Source organism: Pseudescherichia vulneris NBRC 102420 (assembly GCF_000759795.1).
GTDB lineage: Bacteria > Pseudomonadota > Gammaproteobacteria > Enterobacterales > Enterobacteriaceae > Pseudescherichia > Pseudescherichia vulneris.
The window spans coordinates 1-13,721 of sequence record NZ_BBMZ01000008.1; the positions used below are offsets into that span (position 1 = coordinate 1).

9 protein-coding genes and 1 rRNA gene are annotated in these 13,721 nt (G+C 55.5%); 4 read left to right on the forward strand and 6 right to left on the reverse strand.

All coding sequences use genetic code 11. The features are described from left to right. Nucleotides 1-39 precede the first annotated feature (39 nt). A 5S ribosomal RNA gene (gene rrf / locus EV102420_RS05850) occupies nucleotides 40-155 on the forward strand. A gap of 181 nt (nucleotides 156-336) precedes the next feature. Here rrf and EV102420_RS05855 read toward each other — a convergent pair. From EV102420_RS05855 to EV102420_RS05880, 6 genes are all read right to left on the reverse strand, one after another. Continuing rightward, nucleotides 337-1,095: an amino acid ABC transporter ATP-binding protein gene (locus tag EV102420_RS05855; protein WP_042389963.1), complete on the reverse strand. Its 759-nt coding sequence runs from the start codon at nucleotides 1,093-1,095 to the stop codon at nucleotides 337-339. Between the two features lie 8 nt (nucleotides 1,096-1,103). Next, nucleotides 1,104-2,207: an amino acid ABC transporter permease gene (locus EV102420_RS05860; RefSeq protein ID WP_042389964.1), complete on the reverse strand. Its 1,104-nt coding sequence runs from the start codon at nucleotides 2,205-2,207 to the stop codon at nucleotides 1,104-1,106. Between the two features lie 9 nt (nucleotides 2,208-2,216). Further along, nucleotides 2,217-3,398: an amino acid ABC transporter permease gene (locus tag EV102420_RS05865; RefSeq protein ID WP_042389965.1), complete on the reverse strand. Its 1,182-nt coding sequence runs from the start codon at nucleotides 3,396-3,398 to the stop codon at nucleotides 2,217-2,219. A gap of 85 nt (nucleotides 3,399-3,483) precedes the next feature. Beyond that, nucleotides 3,484-4,509 carry an amino acid ABC transporter substrate-binding protein gene (locus EV102420_RS05870; RefSeq protein ID WP_042389966.1) on the reverse strand — a complete coding sequence of 342 codons (1,026 nt, stop codon included), beginning with the start codon at nucleotides 4,507-4,509 and terminating at the stop codon, nucleotides 3,484-3,486. Nucleotides 4,510-4,893: 384 nt separating this feature from the next. After that, nucleotides 4,894-5,115 carry a putative periplasmic lipoprotein gene (locus EV102420_RS05875; protein WP_042389968.1) on the reverse strand — a complete coding sequence of 74 codons (222 nt, stop codon included), beginning with the start codon at nucleotides 5,113-5,115 and terminating at the stop codon, nucleotides 4,894-4,896. A 163-nt stretch (nucleotides 5,116-5,278) separates the two neighbouring features. Further along, nucleotides 5,279-5,923, reverse strand: a complete 645-nt coding sequence (locus tag EV102420_RS05880; RefSeq protein WP_042389969.1) for a TetR family transcriptional regulator — start codon at nucleotides 5,921-5,923, stop codon at nucleotides 5,279-5,281. Between the two features lie 239 nt (nucleotides 5,924-6,162). Here EV102420_RS05880 and EV102420_RS05885 point away from each other — a divergent pair, with 239 nt between their 5' ends. From EV102420_RS05885 to EV102420_RS05895, 3 genes are all read left to right on the forward strand, one after another. Further along, complete coding sequence (locus tag EV102420_RS05885) at nucleotides 6,163-9,285, forward strand: efflux RND transporter permease subunit (protein WP_042389971.1); 3,123 nt, start codon at nucleotides 6,163-6,165, stop codon at nucleotides 9,283-9,285. Between the two features lie 130 nt (nucleotides 9,286-9,415). Continuing rightward, entirely contained in the window at nucleotides 9,416-10,576 is a 1,161-nt protein-coding gene (locus EV102420_RS05890) for an efflux RND transporter periplasmic adaptor subunit (protein WP_042389972.1), read from the forward strand. Between the two features lie 26 nt (nucleotides 10,577-10,602). Then, on the forward strand, nucleotides 10,603-13,716 hold the full coding sequence (locus EV102420_RS05895) for an efflux RND transporter permease subunit (RefSeq protein ID WP_042389974.1): 3,114 nt from the start codon (nucleotides 10,603-10,605) through the stop codon (nucleotides 13,714-13,716). Nucleotides 13,717-13,721: the final 5 nt, after the last annotated feature.

Below are 13,721 nucleotides of genomic sequence, written 5' to 3' on the forward strand. Positions count from 1 at the left end.
TTTTTAGTGGTTAAAGTTCGGCACATAGTAAAGAATTTGCCTGGCGGCACTAGCGCGGTGGTCCCACCTGACCCCATGCCGAACTCAGAAGTGAAACGCCGTAGCGCCGATGGTAGTGTGGGGTCTCCCCATGCGAGAGTAGGGAACTGCCAGGCATCAAATAAAGCGAAGGGCCCAGTCGAAAGACTGGGCCTTTTGTTTTACCTGCTGTCTGTCGGCGAGCGCTCTCCTGAGAAGGGACAAACTCCGCCGGGAGCGGTATTTGCACGTTGCGCAGCAACGGCCCGGAGGGCGGCGGGCAGGACGCCCGCCGTAACTGCCAAGCGCAATACGATCCTAATGAATAACCTGCGAAAGAAATGCACGGGTACGTTCTGATTTCGGATGCGCAAAGAACTCTTCAGGCGCAGCCTGCTCGACGATCTCTCCCCGATCCATAAAGATCACGCGGTCAGCAACCGTGCGGGCAAAACCCATCTCGTGCGTCACACACAGCATGGTCATTCCCGACTCCGCCAAACCAATCATGGTATCAAGCACCTCCTTGACCATCTCCGGATCCAGCGCCGAGGTCGGCTCATCAAAGAGCATGATTTTCGGCTTCATGCAGAGCGAACGGGCAATAGCGACGCGCTGCTGCTGACCACCGGAGATCTGACCGGGGAACTTATGCGCATGCTCGGCGATACGCACGCGCTCAAGATAGTGCATCGCCAGCGCTTCGGCTTCTTTCTTCGGCATTTTACGCACCCAGATAGGTGCGAGAGTGCAGTTCTGCAATACTGTCAGGTGTGGGAAGAGGTTAAAGTGCTGAAACACCATCCCCACCTCCTGACGTACCTTCTCAATATTGCGGATATCTTCATTCAGTTCGATGCCATCTACGACGATACGGCCCTGCTGATGCTCTTCCAGATGGTTAATGCAGCGAATGGTTGTTGATTTACCTGATCCGGAAGGACCGCAAAGTACAATACGCTCTCCCTGCTTTACGTTCAGGTTAATGTCTTTCAGTACATGGAACTGCCCATACCACTTATTGACGTTCTCGAGCGTAATCATCGCGTCGGCAGATTGCATAGTCATATTACTCATGGTGATCCTCAGTGTGGTGTACGCCCGGTGTTAAAGCGCTTCTCCAGATGCTGGCTGTAGCGCGACATGCTAAAACAGAAAATCCAGTAGACCAGTGCGGCAAAAACGTAGCCTTCCGTCGACATACCTAACCACTCGGGATCGACCGTCGCCTGCTGCACGCTGCTAAAGAGATCGAACAGGCCGATGATGATCACCAGGCTCGTGTCTTTAAACAGCGCAATGATGGTGTTGACCAACCCTGGGATAACCATCTTCAGGGCTTGAGGAAGGATCACCAGCCCCTGGGTTTTCCAGTAGCCCAGCGCCAATGATTCGGCGGCTTCATACTGTCCCTTGGGCAGCGCCTGCAACCCGCCTCGTACGACCTCGGCCACGTACGCCGACTGGAATAGAATCACCCCCACCAACGCCCGCACCAGCTTATCGATGCTGGTTCCTTCCGCCATGAACAGCGGCAGCATCACCGAGGACATAAACAGCACGGTGATCAGCGGCACGCCCCGCCAGAACTCAATAAAAATCACAGACAGTATGCGCACCACCGGCATGGTTGAGCGTCGGCCTAGCGCGAGTAAGATCCCCAGCGGCAACGCGCCGGCAATCCCGACGGAGGCGATAATCAGTGTCAACGTCAGGCCGCCCCACTGGCGTGTTTCGACACGCTCCAGCCCGAAAAAGCCACCGTACATCAGCCCCCATACAACCAGCGGATAGATCACCGCCCAGCAGGCAATGTAGCGTCCGCGTTTAGGCAGCCCATTCCAGAACATCGGTACAATCGAGAGCAGGCCAATCACCAATGCGGTGTTGATACGCCAGCGCTGGTCATGGGGATAAAGGCCATACATAAACTGGCCGAATCGTTCATGAATAAAGACCCAGCAGGCTCCCTCCTTGGTGCAGTCAGCACGGGTAGTACCAATCCAGTTCGCCTGAAACAGCGCCCAGTTCAGTAGGGGAGGAATGAGCTCCCACATCAGCCAAAGAGCGACCAGCGTCAGCAGGCTATTCGACCAGCTGGAGAACAGATTTTTTCGCGCCCACTGGAGATAGCGTCCAGTACCGGCACGGGCCGGGCGCGCGGGGTGAGACAGAAGTGCTTTTGTCATCATGGATCCTTAGCGCTCGACCAGGGCGATACGACGGTTATAGATGTTCATTAACAGGGAGATCGTCAGGCTAATAATCAGATAGACTGACATCGTGATAGCAATCGTCTCGATAGCCTGCCCGGTTTGGTTCAGCACCGTGCCGGCAAACAACGACACCATATCGGGATAACCGATTGCGGCCGCCAGCGACGAGTTCTTCACAATGTTGAGATACTGGCTCGTCAGCGGTGGAATAATCACCCGCATCGCCTGCGGGATAATGACCTGGCGCAGCGTCACCGGATTAGGCAAACCCAGCGAGCGTGCGGCCTCATGCTGCCCAAAGGGCACCGACTGGATACCCGAGCGGATGATTTCGGCAATAAACGCAGAGGTATAAACCGACAGGGCCAGGGTTAATGCCGCCAGCTCCGGGATCAGCGCCATGCCGCCACGAAAGTTAAAGCCGCGCAGTTCGGGAACATCCCAGTGTAGCGCCGCGCCGAATAGCCAATGAGACAGCAGCGGTAGCAGAATAATCAACCCGAGCGCGGTGGGCCATGTCCGCCGCAGCTGGCCTGTCTTCATCTGATGTGTCTTGTTAAAGCGGTACAGGCCCACGGTAATGGCGACGGCAATCAGCACCGCCACGATAAAGCCACCAATGCCTTCACCAAACGCGGGGGCCGGGATATAGAGTCCACGGTTGCTGAGAAACGCCAGGTCGAAAGCGCTTACCGCTTGGCGCGGCCCCGGCAGGTTGCGCAGCACGGCAAAATACCAGAAGAAGATCTGCAGCAGCGGCGGGATATTACGGAAGGTTTCGATATAGATCGTCGACAGCTTGCGCAGCAGCCAGTTTTCAGACAGGCGTGCAAGGCCGAGGAAGAACCCCAGAAACGAGGCAAAAACAATACATAGGGCAGAGACCAGCAGCGTATTGAGCAGGCCGACCAGGAACACGCGTCCATAGGTATCACCCTGCTCGTAATCGATCAGATGCTGAACGATACCGAATCCGGCCCCGCGATCGAGAAAGGCAAAGCCCGAGGTGATACCCCGGTTGCTCAGGTTAGTCACGGTGTTGTGTATCAAATAGATCGCGACGCTGACAACGGCCACGATAGCGATGATCTGAAACAGCCAGGCTCGAACCGCGGGGTTAGAAAGGGAGAACGATCCTTTAACGGTTGGGCGGCGTTGGGACATAGGAAAACCTCGGTAACCTTAACTCTGGGCTGGGCACTGCCTGCGCAGTGCCCGTTACAGCACTCTACCTTAGCGTACCGGTAGCTTAGCGCACCGGTGGTGCGTACTGGATCCCGCCGTTGTTCCAGAGGTTATTCTGGCCGCGTTTGATCTTCAGCGGACTTTCCGATCCCACGTTACGCTCGAAGATTTCAGCGTAGTTACCGACTTTCTTGATAATGTTGTAGGCCCATTTGTTATCAAGCTTCAGGTCCTTGCCGTAGTCGCCCTCTTTGCCTAACAGATGCGCCATATCTGGGGTTGCTGGGTTAGCCGCTTTCTCGTCAACGTTTTTAGAGGTGATGCCCATCTCCTCTGCGTTCAGCATTGCGAACAGGGTCCAGCGAACGATGGAGAACCACTCTTCGTCACCGCGACGAACCACCGGGCCCAGCGGCTCTTTGGAGATCACTTCCGGCAGAACGATCCACTCGCCCGGCGTGCTCAGCTTGATGCGCAGCGCATAGAGCTGGGACTGGTCAGACGCCAGGGTATCGCAGCGGCCGGACTCCAGCGCCTTCGCAGACTCATCGGAGCGGTCAAAGGTGACCGGGGTATACTTCATGTTGTTGGATTTGAAATAGTCCGCCACGTTCAGCTCGGTATCGGTACCGGCCTGGATGCAGACCGTCGCGCCATCCAGCTCTTTGGCACTCTTCAGGCCCGCTTTATTATGGGTGAGGAAGCCGATGCCGTCATAGTAGGTCACGCCGGTGAACGCCATGCCCATACCCGCATCGCGAGAAGAGGTCCAGGTAGTATTACGCGACAGCACGTCCACTTCCCCAGACTGCAGGGCGGTGAAGCGCTCTTTCGCCGTCAGCGGGGTGTACTTCACTTTGGTGTCATCGCCAAAGACGGCAGCGGCGACGCCACGGCAGACGTCCACGTCAATCCCGGTAAACTTGCCGTTGGCATCTGCATAGGAGAAACCTGGCAGCCCATCGCTGATACCGCACTGTACAAAGCCTTTACTCTTTACGGCATCCAGCGTTGCGCCAGCATGTGCCTGGTTTACAACAGCAAACAGCGCACCGGCGGCAGCCAGGCTGGCGATCGTCATCTTTTTCATAATGCATCCTGTGTGGCGAAATTATTGTTATAAAGAGGCGCTCGGGAGACGCCTGAAACCTGTCTGTGGCGTTGGCCATACTCTCTAAAGCAAAGGTAGTGCCAGGTTTGCGGAAGGCGGAAAAGGGGAGTTCTCCCCGCAATATGCAGAGTGTAGACAGGAAAAAAAGCATCTAGCGCTCCGTCATGGTGCGAAATTCAAACCTACGCCACAAAACAGAGCAAAATAGTTTCGCTACGGAAGGATTAAAAACAGCAGGATGGAAAAAGCGCGAAAAAACGGTGGGGTGTTTGAACCAGAAAGCGCCGCAATTTTAACAGGGCAGCAGAATTGCACCGGGGCGGAGCAAAAAAGAAGGCGTGGGAAGCCACGCCTTGAGTCAGATTATTTGGTTAAGGCCACAATACCCAGCGTCAGGCCAGCAATCGCGGCAGCGCCGCCAGCAACAGCCCCTGCGGTTTCCCAGTTATCCTGAGTCGTTCCTTTCATACAGGTATTGGTATGCACCAGTCGGCCCTGATCGTCATAGGTTGGTACACACGGAGAGTCATGGGCACAGCCTGCAAGAACGGTAGATAACAGTGCAACGGCAATTAATTTTTTCATGGTCACATTCACCTCATTTATGTGAATGGCGGTATTGTACCACCGGCCGCGGCGGGAACTTATGCCTCTATTCTTACAAAGCGTGTCTAATGTAAAAAAGATGGAGAGAAACGGCTCCGAAGAGCGGATTAAGGAGAAAAGATGGAGCTGGAGCGCTCTGGGGTTATGCGCTTAGCTTAACTTTTCTCTCGTCAGGCGTCGTGCGCAGCATAACCAGCAGTCCGTCAACCAGCTGTGGTGCCAGCGCGGCAAGGTCGAAAGACTTGCCCAGCATCAGCCAGTTTTTAACAATTCCGCTCAGGTACCCCTGGATGATTATCAGCGCTGTATCCACGCTGCCGCTTAAAAACTGCGGATCCTGCTGCTGGCACTTTTCTAACATCTCGGCAACGTTTACAGGATTAAAAAAGAGACGTTCACGTATCTCCGCTTCCGACGTCATATTTTGTGTAAATTCGCATTTATGGTAAAGAATTTCTACGAGCGCTTGTTCGAAGGGGCTTGTTGCAATTAAATGCAGGGCTTCTGTTAGGCTATGGCGGAATAGTCCTTGTGGATCGTTGCTAAAATGTAACCGCGCTTTACGATCTATCCGCTCTCTTAGCGGTCGTTGCTCCTGCCAGATAGCGTTAAATAATTCTGTTTTATTTGTAAAATGCCAGTAAATAGCACCGCGCGTCATATTTGCTGCGCAGGCGATATCATCCAGCGTCGTATTGGAAAAGCCCTGCTGCGCGAATGTTAAAATAGCGGTATCGATTAATAGCTGCCGTGTTTTGGCTGCCTCTTCTTTCGTCTTTTTCGCCATGCTTGTCACCGTCAGGCCAAAAGCGTGATTTACATTTGTTGAATAAAATATACCCGGAAACGTACTATCTATCCTTGCATTTTTTTGTTGTTCATTCAACATAGCGCCACTATTTTCGCTATGCGTTAATAAATATTCATTCCATGAATGTTATTAAATAAAGTATTTATTTGGGTAATGAATGCTGACGCCATTCGGTAATAAATCCGGTGATGAAAGAGAAAAGGTAATACGTTTATATGGCAAAGTTCTTTATCGACCGCCCAATTTTCGCCTGGGTACTGGCGATTATTTTGATGCTGGCAGGCGCGCTGGCCGTCATTAAGCTGCCTGTTGCGCAGTATCCCACGATTGCACCGCCCGCCATTGCCATTAACGCTACCTATCCCGGCGCGGATGCGCAGACCGTGCAGGACACGGTCACCCAGGTGATCGAGCAGAACATGAACGGCCTCGATAACCTAATGTATATGTCCTCGACCAGCGACTCCTCGGGCGGCGTCACGGTTACCTTAACCTTTAATTCCGGGACCGATCCCGATATCGCCCAGGTTCAGGTGCAGAACAAGCTGCAGCTCGCTATGCCGCTGCTGCCGCAGGAGGTACAGCAGCAGGGTATCAACGTCAAAAAATCGAGCAGCAACTTCCTGCTGGTCATGGGCTTTATTTCAGATGATGGCAGCATGTCGCAGGACGATATTGCCGACTACATCTCTTCTAATATCAAGGATCCGGTGAGCCGCACGGAAGGGGTCGGCGACGTTCAGCTGTTTGGCGCGCAGTATGCGATGCGTATCTGGCTCGATCCCAGCAAGCTCAACCAGTATCAGCTGACTACCCTCGACGTAGTCAATGAAATCAAAGCGCAGAACAGCCAGATTGCTGCCGGGCAGCTGGGGGGAACACCCTCGCCAGCAACGCAGCAGCTTAACGCCTCGATTATCGCCCAGACCCGTCTGCGGACGCCGCAGGAGTTTGGCAACATTACCTTAAAAGTGCAGGCGGATGGTTCGCGCGTGCTGCTGCACGACGTTGCCCGCATTGAGCGCGGCGGTGAAAACTACAACGTCGTGGCCCGCTATAATGGAAAACCCTCGGCGGGGCTGGGTATTAAGCTGGCAACGGGGGCGAATGCACTCTCCACTGCCGATGCGGTAAAACAGCAGATGGCACACCTGCAGTCCTATTTTCCGCATGGCCTGAAGCTCGTCTATAGCTACGACACGACGCCGTTTATCAATATCTCCATCCGGGAAGTGTTTAAAACGCTGTTTGAAGCGATCGTGCTGGTCTTCCTGGTGATGTATCTCTTCCTGCAAAACCTGCGTGCGACGCTGATCCCCACCATCGCCGTGCCGGTGGTGCTGCTAGGAACCTTTGCCGTACTGGCGGCGTTTGGCTACTCCATCAACACGCTCACTATGTTTGGCATGGTATTGGCCATCGGCCTGCTGGTGGATGACGCCATTGTCGTTGTCGAAAACGTCGAGCGCGTGATGACTGACGAAGGGCTGCCGCCAAAGGAGGCCACGCAGAAGTCGATGAGCCAGATCCAGGGCGCACTGGTAGGCATTGCGATGGTGCTCTCTGCGGTCTTTATCCCCATGGCTTTTTTTGGCGGATCGACGGGGGTCATCTACCGGCAGTTCTCTATCACCATCGTCTCGGCGATGGCGCTCTCGGTGCTGGTCGCCCTGATCCTGACCCCCGCCCTGTGCGCAACGCTGCTTAAGCCGGTGCAGCATGAGAAGACCCATCGGCTGTTTAGCCGCTTCAATCACCTGTTTGAGCAGAGCACCCAGCACTATACCGGCAGCGTGCAGAAGCTGCTCCACTGTACGGGGCGGTATATCGTTGTTTATGTTGTGATCGTGATTGGAATGGCCGTGCTGTTCCTGCGGCTGCCGACCTCGTTTTTACCCGAAGAGGATCAGGGCGTATTTCTGACGATGGTCACGCTGCCTGCTGGCGCGACGCAGGCGCGAACGGAAAAGATCATGCGCGAGGTAACGGATTACTACCTGACGAAAGAGAAAAACAACGTCGATTCCGTTTTTACCGTCACCGGCTTTGGTCTGAACGGTAAAGGACAGAACAACGGTCTGGCCTTTGTACGCCTGATGCCGTGGGCGCAGCGGGAAGCCAAAGAGGATCGCGTTGGCGCTATTGTCAGCCGGGCCACGAAAGCCTTTAGCCGCATCAAGGATGGGATGGTTTTCGCCTTCAACCTGCCGGCGATTACCGAACTGGGCACCGCCACCGGGTTCGACTTTGAGCTGATCGATCAGGCGGGGCTGGGCCATACGGCGCTGACCGCCGCGCGTAACCAGCTGCTGATGCAGGCGGCACAGCATCCGGACATGCTGGTCAGGACGCGGCCCAACGGTCTGGAAGATATGCCCCAGTTCAAGCTTAACGTCGATCAGGAGAAAGCTCAGGCGCTGGGCGTCTCGCTGAGCGATATCAATAGCACCATCGCCACCGCGTTGGGCAGCACCTACGTTAACGACTTTATTGATAACGGGCGCGTAAAAAAGGTCTATGCCCAGGCCGATGCCCCTTATCGCATGATGCCGGATGACATTAACACCTGGTACGTTCGCAACCGGGCCGGCGGCATGGTGCCGTTCTCTAGCTTCTCCAGCGCCCGCTGGATCCAGGGTTCACCTCGCCTGGAACGCTATAACGGCCTGCCGTCTATGGAGATCCTCGGCGAGGCCGCGCCCGGCAAAAGCAGCGGTGAAGCGATGAAGCTCATGGAGACGCTGGCGTCGCAGCTGCCTGCGGGGGTGGGTTTTGACTGGACCGGCATGTCCTATCAGGAGCGGCTGTCGGGTAATCAGGCTCCGGCGCTGTACGCTATTTCGCTGGTGGTGGTTTTCCTCTGCCTCGCTGCCCTGTATGAGAGCTGGTCAATTCCCTTCTCGGTCATGCTGGTTGTGCCGCTGGGTGTGGTAGGGGCGCTGCTGGCAGCCAGCCTGCGCGGTCTGAGTAACGACGTCTACTTCCAGGTAGGGCTGCTCACCACCATCGGGCTATCAGCAAAAAACGCCATTCTGATCGTCGAGTTTGCCAAAGACCTGATGGATAAAGAGCACAAAAGCCTTATTGAGGCCACGCTTGAAGCGGTCAGAATGCGTCTGCGTCCTATTCTGATGACCTCCCTGGCCTTTATTTTAGGCGTTATGCCGCTGGTGCTCAGCACCGGTGCAGGCAGCGGCGCGCAAAATGCGGTCGGCACGGGCGTAATGGGTGGAATGATCGCGGCAACGCTGCTGGCAATATTCTTTGTACCGGTATTTTTTGTCGTCGTCTGTCGGCGTTTAACAAGATCGAGCCACGCGAATGTACAGCAGCAATAACTATTTCTCTTTCCGATGAGCCATTAATTATTCATCGGGCTGATTAAATAATCTCATTTATTGATGTGAATTATTTTTTATCGTGGATTTTTGCGGTTAGCGCCGTGCGTTGTGTTTTTGAGGAACTGCAATGAATAAATTTGGTGAATATTTCCGCCTGTCGTCATTAGTATTAATGTCGGCGGGTCTACTCAGTGGCTGTAATGATAACGGCGACGGCGCGAAAAAAGCCGCTGCGCCGGAGGTCAGCGTTTATCAGGTAAAAGCTGCCCCGCTGGCGGTCACCACAGAACTTCCCGGTAGAACCGAAGCGTTTCGTATTGCCGAAGTGCGGCCCCAAGTGAGCGGTATTATTCTACGGCGCAATTTCGTCGAGGGGGCAGATATTACCGCGGGTCAGTCACTGTATCAGATCGATCCTGCGACCTATCAAGCGGACTATGCCAGCGCCCAGGGCGAGCTGGCGAAGGCCCAGGCGGCGGCGAAGATTGCCCATCTTACCGTTAAGCGCTACCAGCCGCTCGTTGGCACGCAGTACATCAGTCAGCAAGAGTATGACACGGCTATTGCCGATGCCCAGCAGGCTGATGCTGCGGTACAGGCTGCAAAAGCCGCCGTCGAAACGGCAAGAATTAATCTTGCCTATACCCAGGTCCGTTCGCCCATCAACGGCCGCATTGGCAAATCAGCGGTGACCGAAGGGGCGTTGGTGACTAACGGGCAGAGTACCGCGCTGGCCACCGTCCAGCAGCTGGATCCTGTCTATGTCGACGTGACCCAGTCGAGCAATGACTTTATGCGCCTGAAGCAGGCCGTTGAGCAGGGCAATCTGCAAAAAAACAGCGGTAAAACGGACGTTGAGCTGTTAACTGAAAACGGCCAGCGCTATCCGCTGAAAGGCACGCTGGAGTTCTCGGACGTCACCGTTGATGAGAGCACCGGCTCTATCACCATTCGCGCAGTGTTCCCTAACCCGGATCATACCCTGCTGCCGGGTATGTTCGTCCGGGCGCGCATCGATGAAGGCGTACAGCCAGCCGCCATTCTTGTGCCGCAGCAGGGCGTCACCCGTAACCCGCGCGGTGATGCCACCGTGCTGCTGGTCAACGCTAAAAATCAGGTGGAACCACGCAACGTTGTCGCATCGCAGGCTATTGGCGATAAGTGGCTCATTACGGACGGTCTGAAAGAGGGTGAAAAGGTCATCGTCAGTGGATTGCAGCGGGTTCGCCCTGGGGCAACGGTGACGATCGCCCCGAGCGCAGCAGACCAAACCGCCGCCGCGCATTAATCGTATAATCCCAATGAGAGCAAAAGATGGCTAAGTTTTTTATCGATCGTCCGATTTTTGCCTGGGTGCTGGCAATTATTTTGATGATTGCCGGGGCGCTGGCAATCTTACAGCTGCCCGTCGCGCAATACCCGACCATTGCGCCGCCGGCGATCGCCATTAGCGCTACCTACCCGGGGGCCGATGCCCAGACGGTGCAGGATACCGTCACGCAGGTTATTGAGCAGAACATGAACGGCATCGATAACCTGATGTACATGTCTTCTACCAGCGACTCGGCGGGCGGCGTCACGGTTACGCTGACATTCAAATCCGGAACGGATCCAGATATTGCTCAGGTCCAGGTACAGAACAAACTGCAGCTGGCGATGCCGCTGCTGCCGCAGGAGGTTCAGCAGCAAGGGATCAGCGTCGAGAAGTCCAGCAGCAGCTTTTTAATGGTGGTGGGCTTTACCTCTGACAACAAGAGTCTCAATCAGGACGATATCTCCGACTACGTCGCCTCTAACGTTAAAGATGCCATTAGCCGTACCAACGGCGTCGGCGACGTGCAGCTGTTCGGTGCCCAGTATGCAATGCGTATCTGGCTAAATGCCGATCTTCTCAATAAATACAATCTGACCCCGGTGGACGTTGTTAATCAGATCAAGGTGCAAAACGATCAGATTGCCGCGGGCCAGCTCGGCGGTACGCCGTCGATCCCTAACCAGCAGCTCAATGCGTCGATCATTGCCCAAACCCGACTGAAGGATCCCGTGGAGTTTGGCAACATTACCCTGAGGGTTAACGGGGATGGCTCGCAGGTGCGGCTGAAAGACGTGGCGCGCATTGAGCTAGGGGGAGAGAACTACAACACGGTGACGAAAATCAACGGCCAGGACGCGGCGGCGATCGGCATCAAGCTGGCAACCGGCGCGAATGCGCTGGATACCGCTACCGCCATCAAAGCCAAGCTCAACGAGCTGCAGCCGTTCTTCCCTCAGGGTATGAAGGTGGTCTATCCCTATGACACCACGCCCTTTGTGAAGATCTCTATCCATGAGGTAGTAAAAACGCTGTTTGAGGCCATTATTCTGGTCTTCCTGGTGATGTATCTCTTCCTGCAAAACCTGCGTGCGACGCTGATCCCCACCATCGCCGTGCCGGTTGTTCTGCTCGGGACCTTTGCGATCCTCTCGGCGTTTGGCTACTCCATCAATACGCTAACCATGTTCGGTATGGTGCTGGCGATAGGCCTGCTGGTGGACGATGCCATCGTGGTGGTAGAAAACGTCGAGCGCGTGATGGCAGAGGATCATCTCCCGCCAAAAGAGGCGACGGAGAAGTCTATGTCGCAGATCCAAGGGGCGCTGGTGGGGATCGCCATGGTGCTCTCGGCGGTGTTTATCCCGATGGCCTTCTTTGGCGGCTCTACCGGTGCGATCTATCGCCAGTTCTCTATTACCATTGTCTCGGCGATGGCGCTTTCGGTGCTGGTGGCGCTTATCCTCACCCCGGCCCTCTGCGCCACGCTGTTAAAGCCGGTGGATCCCGAGACGCACGGAGAGAAAAAGGGCTTCTTTGGCTGGTTTAACCGCCTGTTTGATCGCAGTACGCACCACTACACGGAAAGCGTCGCCCGTATCATCAGCGGCACCGGGCGCTATCTGCTGATCTACGTGCTGATTGTCGGTGGCATGGCGGTGCTGTTTTTACGCCTGCCTACCTCGTTTCTGCCTGATGAAGACCAGGGCGTCTTTATGACTATGGTGCAGCTGCCTGCCGGGGCAACCCAGGCACGCACGCAGAAGGTGCTGGATAAGGTCACTGATTACTACCTGAATAGTGAGAAGGCGAACGTTGACTCCGTGCTGACCGTCAACGGCTACAGCTTCAGCGGTCAGGGGCAGAACTCCGGGATGGCCTTTATCAGCCTTAAGCCGTGGGAGCAACGTCCCGGGAAAGAGAACGGCGTAGGCGGCATCGTAGAGCGCGCCACCCGCGCCTTCGGTCAAATTCGCGACGGTCTGGTCTTTCCGTTTAACCTGCCAGCCATTATCGAGCTGGGCACGGCGACGGGCTTTGACTTTGAACTGATCGATCAGGCAAACCTTGGACATGAGGCTTTGACCAACGCGCGCAATATGCTGCTCGCTGAAGTACAGAAGCACCCGGATCAGGTGGTGCGCGTGCGGCCAAACGGACTGGAGGATACCCCGCAGTTTAAGCTGGAGGTGGATATCGAAAAGGCTCAGGCGCTGGGGATCGATCTCTCGGAGATTAACCAGACCATCTCCACCGCGTTAGGCGGTGCCTACGTGAATGACTTTATCGATCACGGGCGGGTGAAAAAGGTTTATGTGCAGGCGGACGCGAAATACCGCATGCTGCCATCGGACGTGAACAATCTCTACGTGCGCAGCAGCAACGGGGAGATGACGCCGTTTTCAGCGTTTACCACCTCGCACTGGGTCTATGGCTCACCGCGTCTGGAGCGCTATAACGGTCTGCCCTCCATGGAGATTTTAGGCGAGGCCGCGCCGGGCAAGAGTACCGGCGATGCGATGCTGCTTATGGAGCAGCTGGCCTCCGGGCTGCCTTCCGGCATCGGCTATGACTGGACCGGCATGTCCTATCAGGAGCGACTCTCTGGCAACCAGGCGCCGGCGCTGTACGCCATTTCGCTGATCGTGGTCTTCCTCTGTCTGGCGGCGCTGTATGAGAGCTGGTCGATTCCGTTCTCGGTTATGCTGGTGGTGCCGCTGGGCGTTATCGGCGCGCTGCTGGCGGCCTTAATGCGCGGCATGAACAACGACGTCTATTTCCAGGTTGGCCTGCTTACTACCATCGGCCTTTCAGCTAAGAACGCCATTTTGATCGTCGAGTTTGCCAAGGATCTGATGGATAAAGAGGGCAAAGGGCTGATAGAGGCGACGCTTGAGGCGGTGCGTATGCGCCTGCGTCCGATCCTGATGACCTCCCTGGCCTTTATCCTCGGCGTTATGCCGCTGGTGATCAGCTCTGGCGCAGGCAGCGGCGCGCAAAACGCGGTGGGAACTGGGGTGCTGGGCGGCATGCTCTCCGCGACGCTGCTGGCGATCTTCTTCGTACCGGTGTTCTTTGTCGTGGTACGGCAGTTCTTCACTAAAAAGCCGAGGTGAAACAG